Here is a 16,518-nt window from a genome sequence, read left to right on the forward strand (position 1 = left end):
CGCCGGTACCGGCGGAACGCAGGCGATGGAAGCCATGGCGGTTGCCTCTCCGTCGCGGGGTCCCGCGCGATCGGAAGCCCCTTTGCGCATGTGTCCCCACGGAGCGGTTCACCAGAGCCTCGTGCGCCTCAGCGTCACCCGGTCGACATCTGTGCGCGGATCGCCACGGATGAGCGTAGAGGGGTAAAGGTGCAGGTAGGTATGGCTTTCCTTGCTGGCGGGGGCGGAATGCGCGGCGTATCTTCGATGTTGTCCAAGAGTAGAAGAAGTCCAAGAAATCTAAGTAGTCCAAGAAATCCAAGACGTCTGAGACGTCTGAGACTTTCAGTCGAGCAACCTGGGGGATCCCGGCATGGCCATCATCGAGACCGAGGCCGCGCTGCACGAGGCGCACCGCGACAACCACACCCACCGGGACGTGAACGGCGGGTGGCTGCGTCCGGCCGTCTTCGGCGCGATGGACGGCCTCGTCTCCAACCTGGCGCTGATGACCGGTGTGGCCGGCGGAGCCGTCTCCCACCGGACCGTCGTCATCACCGGGCTCGCGGGGCTGGCCGCCGGCGCCTTCTCGATGGCCGCAGGCGAGTACACCTCCGTCGCCTCGCAGCGCGAGCTCGTCGAGGCCGAACTCGAAGTCGAGCGGCGGGAGTTGAGGAAGCACCCGCAGGACGAGGAGCGCGAGCTCGCCGAGCTGTACGAGGCCCGTGGCGTCGACCGTGCCCTCGCCGGCGAAGTCGCCCGGCAGCTGTCCAGGGACCCGGAGCAGGCGCTGGAGATACACGCACGGGAGGAGCTGGGCATCGACCCCGGTGACCTGCCCTCGCCGGCCGTCGCCGCCGTGTCGAGCTTCGGCGCGTTCGCCCTGGGCGCCCTGCTCCCCGTCCTGCCGTACCTGCTCGGGGCGACCACCCTGTGGCCCGCCCTGCTCCTCGCGTTCGTCGGGCTCTTCGGCTGCGGCGCGGTCGTGGCCAGGGTGACCGCCAGGTCCTGGTGGTTCAGCGGGCTGCGGCAGCTCGCGCTGGGCGCAGCCGCCGCCGGTGTGACGTACGCCCTGGGCGGTTTGTTCGGTACGGCCGTAGGCTGACATCACCGCCGGTCAAGCACCTATGCGCCCAGCTGCATAAGCAGCCGTTACTCGGCGGTTTCGAATCCTTGACCACGGGGCATGAGCCGTAAGCGCTGCGGGCAATGACGCCCGCACGACACATGAAGCACATAAAAGCGACGGGTGACGTTGCCTGCCGCAACCGGGTCGACGGTCATTGATCTGTCCGAAAAGGCCCCTTTTCCTGCCGCCACGAACGGCCACCTGCCGCGAGCCGCGGCGTCCCGCATGCTGGAACGCGGTATCCGGTTCACGAGAACCGCCCCATCATGTAACCTGCACGAAATTTTGCACCTTTCCGCAGAGGGCCAACGTCGTCCCTCGGCACTTGCATATGCCACGACGACGACGGGAGAGCCGATGCGTACGCCGCGCCAGCCGTCCCAGCACTCCAAGAATGGCCAGAAGTGGTCCTTCATGGATGCTCGCCCTGCCGCGCAGGGACTGTACGACCCGCGCAACGAGCACGACGCCTGTGGCGTCGGCTTCGTGGCGACCCTCACCGGTGAGGCGAGCCATGCGCTGGTCGAACAGGCGCTGACCGTGCTCCGCAATCTGGAGCACCGCGGCGCGACCGGCTCGGAACCCGACTCCGGGGACGGCGCGGGAATCCTGTCCCAGGTACCCGACGCCTTCTTCCGTGAGGTGGCCGAATTCGAGCTGCCCGAGGCGGGCTCGTACGCGGTCGGTATCGCCTTCCTCCCGGAGGACACCGCCGCCGACGCCGTCTCACGGATCGAGACGATCGCCGCCGAGGAGGGCCTCACGGTCCTCGGCTGGCGTGAGGTGCCGGTCGCCCCCGGGCTCCTCGGCGCCACCGCCCGCTCGACCATGCCCCACCTCCGGCAGGTCTTCGTGGGGGACGGTTCAAGCCAGGGCATCGACCTCGACCGCAAGGCGTTCGTGCTGCGCAAGCGCGCCGAGCGCGAGGCCGACGTGTACTTCCCGTCGCTCTCCGCCCGCACCATCGTCTACAAGGGCATGCTGACCACCGGCCAGCTGGAGCCCTTCTTCCCGGACCTGTCCGACCGCCGCTTCGCCTCCGCGATCGCGCTCGTGCACTCCCGCTTCTCCACGAACACCTTCCCGAGCTGGCCGCTCGCCCACCCGTACCGCTTCGTCGCGCACAACGGCGAGATCAACACGGTCAAGGGCAACCGCAACTGGATGGCGGCCCGCGAGTCCCAGCTCGTCTCGAACCTCTTCGGCGCCGACAAGGACCTCGACCGGATCTTCCCGGTCTGTACGCCCGACGCGTCCGACTCCGCCTCCTTCGACGAGGTCCTCGAACTGCTGCACCTCGGCGGCCGGTCCCTCCCGCACTCCGTGCTGATGATGATCCCGGAGGCGTGGGAGAACCACGTCGCCATGGACCCGGACCGCCGCGCCTTCTACCAGTTCCACTCCTCGATGATGGAGCCCTGGGACGGCCCGGCCTGTGTCACCTTCACCGACGGCACCCAGGTCGGCGCGGTCCTCGACCGCAACGGCCTGCGCCCCGGCCGCTACTGGGTCACCGACGACGGCCTCGTCGTCCTCGGCTCCGAGGTCGGCGTCCTCGACATCGACCCCGCGAAGGTCGTCCGCAAGGGCCGCCTGCAGCCCGGCCGGATGTTCCTCGTGGACACCGCCGAGCACCGGATCATCGAGGACGACGAGATCAAGGCAGGGCTCGCCGCCGAGAACCCGTACGCGGAGTGGCTGGAAGCCGGCGAGATCGAGCTCTCCGACCTGCCCGAGCGCGAGCACATCGTGCACACGCACGCCTCGGTCACCCGCCGCCAGCAGACCTTCGGCTACACGGAGGAGGAACTGCGCGTCATCCTCGCCCCGATGGCCAAGACCGCAGGCGAGCCCCTCGGCTCCATGGGCACGGACTCGCCGATCGCGGCCCTGTCCGAGCGCCCGCGGCTGCTCTTCGACTACTTCACCCAGCTGTTCGCGCAGGTCACCAACCCGCCGCTGGACGCCATCCGCGAGGAGCTCGTCACCTCGCTGCGCTCCTCGCTGGGCCCCGGGGGCAACCTGCTTGAGCCGACCGCCGCGTCCTGTCGCAGCGTCACCCTGCCCTTCCCGGTGATCGACAACGACGAGCTGGCCAAGCTCATCCACATCAACGCCGACGGCGACATGCCGGGCATGAAGGCCGCGACTCTCTCCGGCCTCTACCGCGTTTCCGGCGGCGGCGACGCGCTCGCCGCGCGCATCGACGAGATCTGCACCGAGGCCGACGCCGCCATCGAGAACGGCGCACGCCTGATCGTCCTCTCGGACCGGCACTCCGACGCCGAGCACGCGCCGATCCCCTCGCTGCTGCTCACCGCGGCCGTCCACCACCACCTCATCGGCACCAAGCAGCGCACCCAGGTGGGCCTGCTCGTCGAGGCCGGCGACGTCCGCGAGGTCCACCACGTGGCCCTCCTCATCGGCTTCGGCGCCGCGGCCGTCAACCCGTACCTGGCGATGGAGTCCGTCGAGGACCTGGTCAGAGCCGGTACGTTCCTCCCGGGCATGGAGTCCGAGCAGGCCATCCGCAACCTGATATACGCCCTCGGCAAGGGCGTCCTGAAGGTCATGTCCAAGATGGGCATCTCGACCGTCGCCTCCTACCGCGGCGCCCAGGTCTTCGAGGCCGTCGGTCTCGACACCGCCTTCGTCGAGAAGTACTTCAGGGGCACCGCCACCAAGATCGGCGGCGTCGGCATCGACGTCGTCGCCAAGGAGGTCGCCGCCCGGCACGCGAAGGCGTACCCGGCCAGCGGCATCGCACCCGCGCACCGCGCCCTCGACATAGGCGGCGAGTACCAGTGGCGCCGCGAGGGCGAGCCGCACCTGTTCGACCCGGAGACGGTCTTCCGCCTCCAGCACTCCACGCGCAGCAACCGCTACGACATCTTCAAGAAGTACACGGGCCGCGTGAACGAGCAGTCCGAGCGGCTCATGACCCTGCGCGGCCTCTTCGGCTTCGACTCGGGCCGCGAGCCGATCTCCCTCGACGAGGTCGAGCCGGCCGGCGAGATCGTCAAGCGCTTCTCCACCGGCGCCATGTCGTACGGCTCCATCTCCAAGGAAGCCCACGAGACACTCGCCGTCGCCATGAACCAGCTGGGCGCCAAGTCCAACACCGGTGAGGGCGGCGAGGACCCGGACCGCCTCTACGACCCGGCGCGCCGCTCGTCGATCAAGCAGGTCGCCTCCGGCCGCTTCGGCGTCACGTCCGAGTACCTGGTCAACGCGGACGACATCCAGATCAAGATGGCCCAGGGCGCCAAGCCCGGCGAGGGCGGCCAGCTGCCCGGCCACAAGGTCTACCCCTGGGTCGCCAAGACCCGGCACAGCACCCCCGGCGTGGGCCTCATCTCCCCGCCGCCGCACCACGACATCTACTCCATCGAAGACCTGGCCCAGCTGATCCACGACCTGAAGAACGCGAACCCGCAGGCGCGGATCCACGTGAAGCTGGTCTCCGAGGTCGGCGTCGGCACGGTCGCAGCCGGCGTCTCCAAGGCGCACGCGGACGTCGTCCTGATCTCCGGCCACGACGGCGGCACGGGCGCTTCACCGCTCACGTCCCTGAAGCACGCCGGCGGCCCCTGGGAGCTCGGCCTCGCCGAGACCCAGCAGACGCTGCTCCTGAACGGCCTGCGCGACCGCATCGTCGTACAGACCGACGGCCAGCTGAAGACCGGCCGTGACGTGGTCATCGCCGCGCTGCTCGGCGCCGAGGAGTTCGGTTTCGCGACCGCGCCGCTCGTCGTCTCCGGCTGCGTCATGATGCGCGTCTGCCACCTCGACACCTGCCCGGTCGGCATCGCCACCCAGAACCCGGTCCTGCGCGAGCGGTTCACCGGCAAGGCCGAGTACATCGTGAACTTCTTCCGGTTCATCGCCGAAGAGGTCCGCGAGATCCTCGCCGAGCTGGGCTTCCGCACCATCGAGGAGGCCGTCGGGCACGCCGAGGCACTCGACGTCACCCGTGCCATAGACCACTGGAAGGCGCAGGGCCTGGACCTGGCCCCGCTCTTCTACGTGCCCGAGCTGCCCGAGGGCGCGGCGCTGCACCGCACCGTCGCCCAGGACCACGGCCTGGAGAAGGCACTCGACAACGAGCTGATCAAGCTCGCCGCCGACGCCCTCAACGCGGCCGGCGCCACCGACGCCCAGCCGGTCCGCGCCCAGGTCGCCATCCGCAACATCAACCGCACGGTCGGCACCATGCTCGGCCACGAGGTGACGAAGAAGTTCGGCGGCGCGGGTCTGCCCGACGACACCGTCGACATCACCTTCACCGGTTCCGCCGGCCAGTCCTTCGGCGCGTTCCTGCCGCGCGGCGTGACGCTGCGCCTGGAGGGCGACGCCAACGACTACGTCGGCAAGGGCCTCTCCGGCGGCCGGGTGATCGTCCGTCCCGACCGGGGCGCCGACCACCTCGCCGAGTTCTCCACGATCGCGGGCAACACCATCGCGTACGGGGCGACGGGCGGCGAGCTCTTCCTGCGCGGCCGCACCGGCGAGCGCTTCTGCGTCCGCAACTCCGGCGCGACCGTGGTCGCCGAGGGCGTGGGCGACCACGGCTGCGAGTACATGACCGGCGGTCACGCCGTCGTCCTCGGCGAGACGGGCCGCAACTTCGCGGCCGGTATGTCGGGCGGCGTCGCGTACGTCATCGACCTGAGCCTCGACAACGTCAACGCCGGCAACCTCGGTGCGGTCGAGACCCTCGACGACACCGACAAGCAGTGGCTGCACGACGTGGTGCGCCGCCACCAGGAGGAGACGGCCTCCACCGTCGCCGAGAAGCTCCTGGCCGAGTGGGACACCGCGGTGGAGCGCTTCAGCAAGATCATCCCCAGTACGTACAAGGCAGTGCTCGCCGCCAAGGACGCCGCCGAGCGAGCCGGACTCGACGAGTCCGCTATCACCGAGAAGATGATGGAGGCGGCGACCAATGGCTGATCCCAAGGGCTTTCTGAACCACGGACGCGAGGTCGCCGCGACCCGCCCCGTCCAGGAGCGCGTCAAGGACTGGAACGAGGTCTACGTCCCGGGCTCCCTCCTGCCCATCATCCCCACGCAGGCCTCGCGCTGCATGGACTGCGGCATCCCCTTCTGTCACAACGGCTGTCCGCTCGGGAACCTCATCCCCGAGTGGAACGACTTCGCGTACCGCGAGGACTGGTCCGCCGCCTCCGAGCGCCTGCACGCCACGAACAACTTCCCGGAGTTCACCGGGCGGCTGTGCCCGGCGCCCTGCGAGTCGGCGTGCGTCCTCGGCATCAACCAGCCCGCCGTGACCATCAAGAACGTCGAGGTCTCGATCATCGACAAGGCGTGGGACAGCGGCGACGTCGCCGCCCAGGCCCCCGAGCGGCTGTCCGGCAAGACGGTCGCGGTCATCGGCTCGGGCCCGGCCGGCCTGGCCGCCGCACAGCAGCTGACCCGCGCGGGCCACACGGTCGCCGTGTATGAGCGCGCCGACCGCGTCGGCGGCCTCCTGCGCTACGGCATCCCCGAGTTCAAGATGGAGAAGCGGCACATCAACCGCCGTATCGAGCAGATGCGCGCGGAGGGCACCCGCTTCCGTACGGGCGTCGAGATCGGCCGCGACCTCAAGGCCACCGACCTGCGCAAGCGGTACGACGCCGTGGTCATCGCGGCCGGCGCGACCGTCTCCCGCGACCTGCCGGTCCCCGGGCGCGAGCTGAACGGCATCCACTTCGCGATGGAGTACCTGCCGCTCGCCAACAAGGTGCAGGAGGGCGACTTCGTGGCGCCCCCCATCACCGCCGAGGGCAAGCACGTCGTCGTCATCGGCGGCGGCGACACCGGCGCGGACTGCGTGGGCACCGCCCACCGCCAGGGCGCGGCCTCCGTCACTCAGCTGGAGATCATGCCCCAGCCGGGCGAGGACCGTAACCCGAACCAGCCCTGGCCGACGTTCCCCATGCTCTACAAGGTGACCTCCGCGCACGAGGAGGGTGGCGAGCGGGTCTACTCCGTCTCCACCACCCACTTCGAGGGCGACGAGGACGGCAACGTGCAGTGGCTGCACCTCGTCGAGGTCGAGTTCATCGAGGGCAAGCTGACCCAGAAGCCGGGCACGGAGCGCAGGATCCCCGCCCAGCTGGTCACCCTCGCGATGGGCTTCACCGGCACCGACAAGGAGAACGGGCTGGTCTCCCAGTTCGCCCTCGAACTCGACGAGCGCGGCAACATCGCGCGCGACGGCGACTACGCGACCAACGTGCCCGGCGTGTACGTCGCCGGTGACGCCGGGCGCGGCCAGTCCCTCATCGTCTGGGCCATCGCGGAGGGCCGCTCGGCCGCCCGCGGGGTCGACCGCTTCCTGACCGGGGTCAGCGAACTGCCGGCGCCGGTCCGCCCCACGGACCGTTCCCTGATGGTCTGACGCTCCCCCTCAAAGACGTCCCGTACAACGGCGTACGGAACTGAACGCGGCGCCTGCCTTTGTCCCCGACCGGACTTTTGGTAGGCGCCGTAGTGCGTCTGGGAGCCTCCTTGGAACTGGGGCTCCCGTCTGGGGGCCTCGCTTTCGTCTGCGGGTTCGGTGGGGGCTGGTCGCGCAGTTCCCCGCGCCCCTATCGGGGCCCGGGCTTCCGCCCAGTTCCCCGCGGCCCTTGCGGGGCACGGGTTTCCGCCCAGTGGCATGCTGCCTGGGAAGCGCCGCTGCCGTTCAGTATCGGCAGGTCTTCCTCGCGGCACGCGTCCGCGACGCCCGCGCGTTCCGCCTCGCCGCTCGCCAGGATCTGGCAGCGGGCGTGGAAGCGGCAGCCCGAGGGGATGCGGGACGGGTCCGGGGGCTCGCCGGTCAGCACGACCGGGGCGCCGGGGGCGTCGGGCAGGACCGACAACAGGGCCTGGGTGTAGGGGTGTCGAGGCGCGCTCAGGACGTCCTCCACCGCTCCCGTCTCGACGATCCGGCCCAGGTACATCACCGCGACCCGGTCCGCGATGTTCCACGCGAGACCCAGATCGTGGGTCACCACCAGGGCCGACAGACCGAGTTCGGCGCGCAGCCGCAGCAGCAGGGCCAGGATTTCACCGCGTACCGACGCGTCCAGGGAGGCCACCGGCTCGTCGGCGACGATGAGTTCGGGCTCCAGGACGAGCGCGCCCGCGATGACGACACGCTGGCGCTGGCCGCCCGACAGCTCGTGCGGATAGCGCAGGAAGAACCGCTCCGGCGGCCGAAGTCCCGCCCGCGAAAGGGCCGTTGACACCGCCTCGCGCTCATCGCCGGCGTACGCGTGGATGCGTAGCCCCTCCGCCACCGCGTCGTACACCGTGTGCCGGGGGTTGAGCGAGCCGCTCGGGTCCTGGAGGACCAGCTGGACACGCTTGCGGTACGCCTTGAGGGCGCGCGAGGAGTAGTCGAGGGGCCGGCCACCGAAGGTGACCCGGCCTGCCGTCGGCGGGACGAGTCCGAGGAGCGAGCGCGCCAGGGTGGTCTTGCCGCAGCCCGACTCGCCGACCAGCGCGACGATCTCGCCGGGCCTGATGTCGAGGTCCACACCGTCCACGGCCCGCGCCCGGGCGGTGTCGCCGCGCCGGGCGGGGAAGGCGACCCGGAGGTTCTCGGCGCTCAGCAGGGGAGCGGCGGGGGCCGGGGGCACCGACGGGACCGGCTCGGTCGTCGTCATGGGGCGCTCCTCACTGTCATGGGGCGCTCCTCGCCGTCATGGTGTGCTCTGTCATGGCGTGCTCCTCGCTTCTTCCGCGCCGGGCACAGGACGGTCGGCCGGACCCGCGTGCACGCACGCTGCCCGGCGGTCCGGGGCGGCCGTCCGTAGCGCCTGGTCCTGTACGGCGCACGAGTCCAGCGCCACCGCGCACCGCGGGTGGAACGTACAGCCGGACGGCAGCGCGGCCGGATCGGGCGGATCCCCGGGCAGCCCGCGCGGCGCGAACCGCGACGCGGCGTCCCCGATGCGCGGGAAGGCCGCCGACAGCGCCTGCCCGTAGGGGTGCCGGGCGTCCTCGTACACCTGCCGGGCGGGCCCCTCCTCCACCACCCGGCCCGCGTACATCACCGCGAGCCGGTCACAGGTCTCGGACAGGACCGCCAGATCGTGGCTGATCATGACGAGGCCCAACTCCTGTTCGGAGACGAGCTGCTGGATCAGCCGCAGGATCTGCGCCTGGATCATCACATCGAGCGCGGTGGTCGGTTCGTCGGCGACGACCAGCCGGGGGTCACAGGCCAGGGCCATGGCGATCATCACGCGCTGCCGCTGCCCGCCGGACAGCTCGTGCGGATACGCGGACGCCCGCGCCGCCGGGAGACCCACCTGCTCCAGGAGTTCGCAGGACCGGCTGCGCGCCCCCGCCGCGGTGGCCTTCCGGTGCAGCAGGATCGGCTCGGCGATCTGGTCTCCGACGCGGTGCACGGCGTTGAGCGAGTGCATCGCGCCCTGGAAGACGATCGAGGCCCCGGCCCAGCGGACCGCCCGTACCCGCCCCCACTTCATGGCCAGTACGTCCTCGCCGTCGAGGAGGACCTCCCCGCTCACCCGGGCTCCGGCAGGCAGCAGCCGCAGCAGCGCGAGGGCCAGCGTGGACTTGCCACAGCCGGACTCGCCCGCGATGCCGACCTTCTGGCCCGCGTCCACGGTGAGGTTCACGCCGCGCACGGCGGCCACCTGGCCGGCGTACGTCACTTCGAGGTTTCGTACGTCCAGCAGGTGCGGTGCGGTCGGTGTGCTCAACGGGTCACCCCCAGCCTGGGGTTGAGGACGGCCTCGACGGCACGCCCGCACAAGGTGAAGGCAAGGGCCACGACGGCGATCGCGATGCCCGGCGGTACGAGGTACCACCACTTCCCGGCGCTCACCGCGCCCGCCTCGCGCGCGTCCTGGAGCAGACCGCCCCAGGAGACCACCGTCGGGTCGCCGAGGCCGAGGAAGGCGAGCGTGGCCTCGGAGAGGATCGCGGAGGAGATGATCAGGGTCGTCTGCGCCAGGACCAGCGGCATGACATTGGGCAGCACATGACGGGACATGACGTGCCAGTGGCCGCCGCCGAGCGCCTTCGCGCGTTCGATGTACGGCCTGGACTCCACGGCGAGGGTCTGCGCGCGCACCAGCCGGGCCGTCGTCGGCCAGGTCGTGACGCCGATCGCCAGGATGATCGTGCCCAGCGAGCGGGACAGCACGGTCGCGAGCACGATCGCGAGGACCAGCGTCGGCATGACCAGGAACCAGTCCGTGATCCGCATCATCACCGTCGCGAACCAGCCCCGGAAGTGCCCTGCGGTGATGCCGATGAGCGCGCCGATCGCGACCGAGAGGACGGCCGCGAGGAGGCCCACGAGCAGCGACACCCGCGACCCCCACACCACGAGCCCGAGCAGACTTCGCCCGAACTGGTCCGTACCCAGCGGGAATTCGAGGCTCGGGCTCTCCATGGGCCGCCCCGGCGCGTCCGTCACGCTCTGTACGTCGGAGCCGATGGTCAGCGGTGCGGTGAGCGCGATCAGGGCGAGGAGCGCGAGCGCGGCAAGACCGAGCAGACCGGAGCGGTGCGCGCGGTACCGCACCCAGAAGCGCGCGGCGGACGCGCGCCGGCGCTGCCGGGCGAGTGCGCGGGGACCGCCGCCGCCCTCGGCCGCCGCGGGAGCGACCGCGGGAGCGACCGGAGGAGCCATGGGAGGAGCGTTTGGAGGAGAGACCGGGGGAATGATTGGGGGATTGATCGGCGGAGTCGGCTCGTCCGGGTCCGTCGTCGTCATCGGCCCACCCTGGGATCGAGCAGCGGATAGATCAGATCGGCCAGGGTGTTCATCACGATCACCGCGGCGGCGAAGACGAAGAACAGCCCCTGTACGAGCGGCAGATCGGGCACGCTCAGCGCCTGGTAGAAGAGCCCGCCGAGGCCGGGCCAGGAGAAGACCGTCTCGACGAGGATCACGCCCGCGACGGTCCGGCCGAGGTTGATGAAGACCAGCGTCATCGTCGGCAGCAACGCGTTCGGCACCGCGTGGCGGCGGCGTACGAGATCGTCCCGCAGCCCCTTGGCCCGCGCGGTCGTCAGATAGTCGCTGCCCATCTCGTCGAGCAGCGCCGAGCGGGTGACCAGCAGCGTCTGCCCGTACTCGACCGCGACCAGCGTCACGACGGGCAGGACGAGGTGATGGGCGACATCGAGGACGTACGCGAAACCCTCCTCGCCACCCGACTCCATGCCACCCGTGGGGAAGAGGCCGGGGATCGGCCCGGCCCCGACCGAGAAGACGATGATCAGCAGCAGTCCCAGCCAGAACGACGGGATCGAGTAGAGAGTCAGCGCCAGACCGGTGTTGAGGCGGTCGCCGAGGCCGCCGTTGCGCCAGGCGGCCCGGGTGCCGAGGAACACGCCGATCGCCGTGTAGAGCACGAACGACGTGCCCGTGAGCAGCAGCGTGTTCGGCAGAGCGTCGCTGATCTTGTCGACGACCGGCGTCCGGAACTGGTACGACGTGCCGAGATCACCGGTGAGCGCCTTGCCGCAGTAGTCCGTGAACTGCTCCCACAGCGGCAGGTCGAGCCCGAACTCCTCGCGGTACGCGGCCAGTTGCTCGGCCGACACCTGGCGCCCGCCCGTCATGAACTTCACCGGGTCGCCGGGGATCAGCCGGAAGAGGAAGAAGCTGGTGACCAGGACGGCGAGCAGGGACACAGCCGCGCCGCCCAGCTTGCCGGCCACGTACCGCGGGTACGCGGTGCGGCGCCCCCGCGGTCCCCAGGATCCCCGCGGTCCGCGGGCCCCCGGCGGCCCGGCCCCCGCCGGATCGCCGGTCTTCCCGACCAGCGAGGGTGTCGCTTCAGCGGTCATGAACGGCTCTCACTACTCGGCCACGCTCGGCTACTGGGGCTACTGGGGCTATTGGGGCTATTGGGGCTGTTCGGCTGCTGCCTGTCCGTGCGCCGGGGCTCATTCGCGGTCCTCGGCGGGGGGGGGGCTATTCGCGGTCCTCCGCGGTGGCGCGGCGGCGCATCGCGAAGAACGCCCCGAGACCGGCGAGTACCACGACGCCCGCGACGATGCCGATGACGACGCCTGTCTGGTTCGAGTCGTCGGAGGACCCGCCGGCGGCGGCCGGAGTCGCCGACCACCAGCTCCAGTAGCCGTCCTGGCCGTAGATGTTGCCCGCGGTCTCGGGCATCTTCGTGATCGACGCGATCTGGTCCGTGCGGTAGGCCTCCACCGCGTTCGGGTACGCCATGACGTTCATGTACCCGGTGTCGTACAGCCGCGACTCCATCCGCTTGACGATTTCCGCCCGCTCGGCGGCGTCGTACTCGGCGAGCTGCTGGTCGTACAGCGCGTCGTACTTCTTGTCGCAGATGAAGTTGTCGGTCGCGCCGACGTCCTTGGGCGTCGCCGGGAGCGCCGCGCAGGTGTGGATGGAGAAGACGAAGTCGGGGTCGGGGTTGACGGACCAGCCGTCGAAGGCGAGGTCGTACTCGCCCGCGAGCCAGGGGTCGCTCACGTTGTCCCGGCAGTCGAGCGAGACACCGATGCCGAGCTTGCCCCACCACTCCTGGAGGTACTTCCCGACCGCCTTGTCCGGCGGGTCCGTGGCGTGGCACAGGACGCGGTAGGTGATCGGCTCGCCGTCCTTGCCGACGCGCTTGCCGTCGCCGTTCTTCTTGTAACCCGCCTCGTCGAGGAGCCGGGCCGCCCCGGCCGGGTCGTACGAGATCTTCTGGCCGTCCGCCGGTTTCCAGAAGTACGAGGAGAAGCGCGGCGGGATGTAGCCCTCGCCCTCTTTTGCGTAGCCCTGGAAGACCTTGTCGACGACGGTTTCGCGGTCCACGGCCATGAACAGGGCCCGGCGGACCTTCTGGTTCAGCAGCGACTCGTGACCGTCGCCGAATTTTTTGCCGTTCTTCGCCAGGGCACCCGGGTTGGTGGCGAGCGCGTAGAAACGGCGGCCGGGCGCGTCGTTGACGGTGACGTGCTCCTGGGTCTTCAGCGCCGCGGCCTGCGCCGGCGTCAGTCCTGACACGAACGACACCTCGCCCTTCTGCAGGGCCGCGACCGCCGCGTCACCGTCCTTGTAGTACTTGAAGACCAGCTCGTCGAACTTCGGAGCCCCGCGCCAGAACGACTTGTTGGGCTTCAGCCGTACGTAGCTGTCGGCCTGGTAGTCCGTGAGGATGAACGGGCCGTTGCCGACGACGGGAAAGCTCTTGTCGTTGCCGAACTTCGTGAAGTCGTCGACCTTCTCCCACACGTGCTTCGGCACGATCGGCACGTCCAGCGCCGCCATCGTGGCCTGCGGCTTCTTCAGCTCGATGACCAGCTTGGTGGGGCTCGGGGCGGTGACCTTCTCGAAGTTCGCGACGAAATTGCCGTTCGCGGTGGCCGCGCCCTGGTCGGTCATCATCGTGTTGAATGTCCATGCCGCGTCCTCGGCGGTGGCCTGCCTGCCGTCCGACCACTCGGAGTTGTCGCGGATCGTGTAGGTCCAGGTGAGCTTGTCGGCGGAGGGCTCCCACTTGGTGGCCAGACCCGGGACCGCGTGGTCGTCCTTCGGGTCGTAGTTGGTCAGGTACTCGTACATGAGCCGGAAGATGCTCGTACTGACCAGCCGCGCCGCCAGGAACGGGCTCAGCGAGTCGACGCTCTGCGCCACCGCGACCGTGAGGACCTGCTTGCCGTCCTTCGCCTCGGCCCGCTGGGGCGCCGGATTGAGCGGGGTCACCAGACCCACCGTGAGGGTGAGGGCGGCGGTGCCGGCGACCGCGAGAAGTCGCAGGACAGTGCCCCTCGTGCCGTACCTACCGTGTGTGTCCATGGCTCGCTGACCTCACGTCATCACTCGTACGGAGATGGGTGTGGATGGGCTGTGGCACTGCTCGACCGATGACCGCGGCCGGGTTGATGTGAGTGTCTATCAGCGCCGGTCGGCAGGCGTCAACGGCCGGTGAACCCCATGTGGCCTGCGGAAACAACGAGTTGACCCGGACTTCACGACCATTGGTCCATACCGGTGAAGAGAGCCTGGTCGGGGGCCGGCGGCGGTGAAAGGGGCTGGTACGGCGGTGTTTTAACGCCGGGCGCGCGAGGCCCGTACCGGGACATGCCGAGGGCCCGCGCCGTGGATGTACGGGGCGGGCCGCTCGGGACGGAACGCGGGCCGGGGATTCGGCCGGACGGGTTACCTGTGCGGTCGGTTACTGGTGGGGCGGCGGAGGCGGCGGCGGGTAACCGCCGGGCTGCTGCGGCGGGGCTCCGTGCGGCGGGTACGGCTGCCCGGGGTGCGGCTGCTGGGGCTGCTGGGGCTGCGCCGGTTGTGCCGGTTGTGCGGGCGGGCCCTGCTGCGGGAACTGCCCAGGATGCTGCTGGCCCGGGCCCGGCACCGGCTGGCCCGGGTACTGCTGCCCTGGCACGGGCTGACCCGGGACGGGCTGGCCGGGCAGCGGCGGGGCGGCGACCGGCGGCGGGTTGCCGTCCGACGTCCACAGGCCCTGCGACTGCTGGTGCCGCGCGATGTCCTCCGCGACCAGCGCCGAGAGGTTGAAGTACGCCTCGCGCACCTTCGGCCGCATCATGTCGAGGTTGACCTCGGCACCCGCCGACAGATGCTCGTCGAACGGCACGACGACCACGCCCCGGCAGCGCGTCTCGAAGTGGCTGACGATGTCGTCCACCTTGATCATCTTGCCGGTCTCGCGCACCCCGGAAATGACGGTCAGGGACCGCGACACCAGATCCGCGTACCCGTGGGCCGAGAGCCAGTCCAGCGTCGTACTGGCACTGCTGGCACCGTCGACGGACGGCGTCGAGATGATGATGAGCTGGTCGGCGAGGTCGAGTACGCCGCGCATGGCGCTGTAGAGCAGACCCGTACCGGAGTCCGTGAGGATGATCGGGTACTGCTTGCCGAGCACGTCGATCGCGCGCCGATAGTCCTCGTCGTTGAAGGTCGTCGAGACGGCCGGGTCGACGTCGTTGGCGATGATCTCCAGCCCGGAGGGCGCCTGGGACGTGAACCGCCGGATGTCCATGTATGAGTTGATGTACGGGATCGCCTGTACGAGGTCACGGATGGTGGCCCCGGTCTCCCGGCGCACCCGGCGGCCGAGCGTACCGGCGTCCGGGTTGGCGTCGATGGCGAGGATCTTGTCCTGCCGCTCGGTGGCGAGCGTGGCGCCGAGGGCGGTGGTCGTGGTCGTCTTGCCCACGCCGCCCTTGAGGCTGATGACGGCGATCCGGTAGCACGACAGCACCGGAGTGCGGATCAGGTCGAGCTTGCGCTGCCGTTCGACCTCCTCCTTCTTGCCTCCGATCTTGAACCGGGAGGACGCGGCGGCGGGCCGGCCGCTCTTCGCCTTCTGCTTCTTGTTGTTGAGCAGCCGGTCGGACGACAGCTCCACGGCCGCGGTGTAGCCGAGCGGCGCCCCCGGGTTGGTGCGCTGCCGCTGGTCGTGCTGCACGGGCTGCGGCCAGGCGGTACCGGTACGGGGGTCGACGGGGGCCTGCTGTTCCGGCAGGGGCTGGGACCCGGGCTGCTGGCCCTGGGGTTGTACGTGCGGCTGCGGCTGCGGCTGAGCCGGAGGGTAGGGCTGTCCCTGCTGGGGGAACGGCTGAGCGGCGGGCTGCTGAGGAGCCGGGGCCTGGGGTGGCTGGGGTGCCTGGGGCACGGGCGCCTGGTGGGCCTGAGCGGCCGGCGGCGGCGGGAAGCCGTAACCGCCGGGCTGCACGGGCGGGTTGGAGACGCCGGGCTGCGGGAATCCGTAACCGGGCTGAGGGGCGGTGGCGTTGGGAACGGCGGGCGTGTTCGGGGCGGGGGTCCCCGGCTGCGGGAACCCGTAACCCGCCTGCTGGTCAGGCGAGCTGGGCACGCTCTGCGCTGGAGTCCCGGGCTGCGGGAATCCATAAGCGGGAGCCTGCGCGGGCGCGTTCGGAGCCGTCGGAGCCGTCGGAGCCGTCGGTGCTGCCGGAGCCGCCGGAGCGGGCTGGGCCGGAGGCGGCTGAGTCGGCTGGGCCGGAGCGGGCTGAGCGGCGGCAGGCCCGGGCTGCGGGAACCCGTATCCGCTCTGAGGAGCCGGGCCCGGAACCGGCGCGGGGCCCGGAACAGGGGCCTGAGCCGGAGGTGCGGTCGGGAAGCCGGGCTGCGACTGCGGCTGCGGCGGTTGCTGCTGAGGGAAGCCGGGAGCAGCCTGCGCCGTGGGACCCGTACCGGGAACGGCGTCCTGCGGCCCCGGAGCCGTACCCGGAGCGCTGAACTGCGGGAATCCGTAACCACCCGGCTGTCCAGGAGATGCCGGACCGCTACCGGGGGCGGAGGCCGGAGTGGATGCCTCGGTGGTCGGCGAGGACGCCGGGGTGGCCGACGAACTCTCGGTGGCAGCCGCCGCGGCGGGCGCGGGTGCGAAAGGAGCGCCGGGTGCGAAAGGAGCGCCGGG

9 protein-coding genes are annotated in these 16,518 nt (G+C 70.5%); 3 read left to right on the forward strand and 6 right to left on the reverse strand.

Annotated elements, in window-relative coordinates; translation table 11 throughout:
* The first annotated feature begins 352 nt into the window (after positions 1–352).
* The 3 genes from AOK01_RS31335 (at position 353) to AOK01_RS31345 (ending at position 7,514) form a co-directional block, all read left to right on the forward strand.
* Positions 353–1,084, forward strand: coding sequence for a VIT1/CCC1 transporter family protein (locus tag AOK01_RS31335; RefSeq protein WP_055517599.1), 732 nt, complete (start codon positions 353–355; stop codon positions 1,082–1,084).
* Positions 1,085–1,465: 381 nt separating this feature from the next.
* Positions 1,466–6,061, forward strand: coding sequence for a glutamate synthase large subunit (gene gltB, locus AOK01_RS31340; RefSeq protein WP_055517601.1), 4,596 nt, complete (start codon positions 1,466–1,468; stop codon positions 6,059–6,061).
* Positions 6,054–7,514, forward strand: coding sequence for a glutamate synthase subunit beta (locus tag AOK01_RS31345; RefSeq protein WP_055517603.1), 1,461 nt, complete (start codon positions 6,054–6,056; stop codon positions 7,512–7,514). The genes gltB and AOK01_RS31345 overlap by 8 nt, the downstream gene beginning before the upstream one ends.
* A 190-nt stretch (positions 7,515–7,704) precedes the next feature.
* On the opposite strand, the gene AOK01_RS31350 is transcribed toward AOK01_RS31345, so the two are convergent.
* From AOK01_RS31350 to AOK01_RS41870, 6 genes are all read right to left on the reverse strand, one after another.
* Positions 7,705–8,766: an ABC transporter ATP-binding protein gene (locus tag AOK01_RS31350; protein ID WP_055517605.1), complete on the reverse strand. Its 1,062-nt coding sequence runs from the start codon at positions 8,764–8,766 to the stop codon at positions 7,705–7,707.
* Positions 8,767–8,817: 51 nt separating this feature from the next.
* Positions 8,818–9,831, reverse strand: a complete 1,014-nt coding sequence (locus AOK01_RS31355) for an ABC transporter ATP-binding protein (RefSeq protein ID WP_055517606.1) — start codon at positions 9,829–9,831, stop codon at positions 8,818–8,820.
* Entirely contained in the window at positions 9,828–10,769 is a 942-nt protein-coding gene (locus AOK01_RS31360; RefSeq protein WP_055517609.1) for an ABC transporter permease, read from the reverse strand. Before AOK01_RS31360 ends, AOK01_RS31355 begins: the two co-directional genes overlap by 4 nt.
* Positions 10,770–10,849: 80 nt before the next feature.
* Positions 10,850–11,935, reverse strand: coding sequence for an ABC transporter permease (locus tag AOK01_RS31365; protein ID WP_055517611.1), 1,086 nt, complete (start codon positions 11,933–11,935; stop codon positions 10,850–10,852).
* A 127-nt stretch (positions 11,936–12,062) separates the two neighbouring features.
* Positions 12,063–13,904 (reverse strand): ABC transporter substrate-binding protein, encoded by a 1,842-nt coding sequence (locus AOK01_RS31370; RefSeq protein WP_055517612.1) that lies wholly within the window; start codon positions 13,902–13,904, stop codon positions 12,063–12,065.
* 379 nt (positions 13,905–14,283) lie between these two features.
* Positions 14,284–16,518, reverse strand: a 2,235-nt coding sequence (locus AOK01_RS41870; protein WP_079103911.1) for a MinD/ParA family ATP-binding protein, incomplete at its 5' end; no start/stop codon positions are given.

Source organism: Streptomyces aurantiacus (assembly GCF_001418335.1).
GTDB lineage: Bacteria > Actinomycetota > Actinomycetes > Streptomycetales > Streptomycetaceae > Streptomyces > Streptomyces aurantiacus.

Coding starts and splice junctions, on each gene's coding strand:
- AOK01_RS31335 (WP_055517599.1), top strand. CDS start 353: ATGGCCATCATCGAGACCGAGGCCGCGCTGCACGAGGCGCACCGCGAC.
- AOK01_RS31370 (WP_055517612.1), bottom strand. CDS start 13,904: ATGGACACACACGGTAGGTACGGCACGAGGGGCACTGTCCTGCGACTT.
- AOK01_RS31345 (WP_055517603.1), top strand. CDS start 6,054: ATGGCTGATCCCAAGGGCTTTCTGAACCACGGACGCGAGGTCGCCGCG.
- AOK01_RS31365 (WP_055517611.1), bottom strand. CDS start 11,935: ATGACCGCTGAAGCGACACCCTCGCTGGTCGGGAAGACCGGCGATCCG.
- AOK01_RS31350 (WP_055517605.1), bottom strand. CDS start 8,766: ATGACGACGACCGAGCCGGTCCCGTCGGTGCCCCCGGCCCCCGCCGCT.
- AOK01_RS31360 (WP_055517609.1), bottom strand. CDS start 10,769: ATGGCTCCTCCGGTCGCTCCCGCGGTCGCTCCCGCGGCGGCCGAGGGC.
- gltB (WP_055517601.1), top strand. CDS start 1,466: ATGCGTACGCCGCGCCAGCCGTCCCAGCACTCCAAGAATGGCCAGAAG.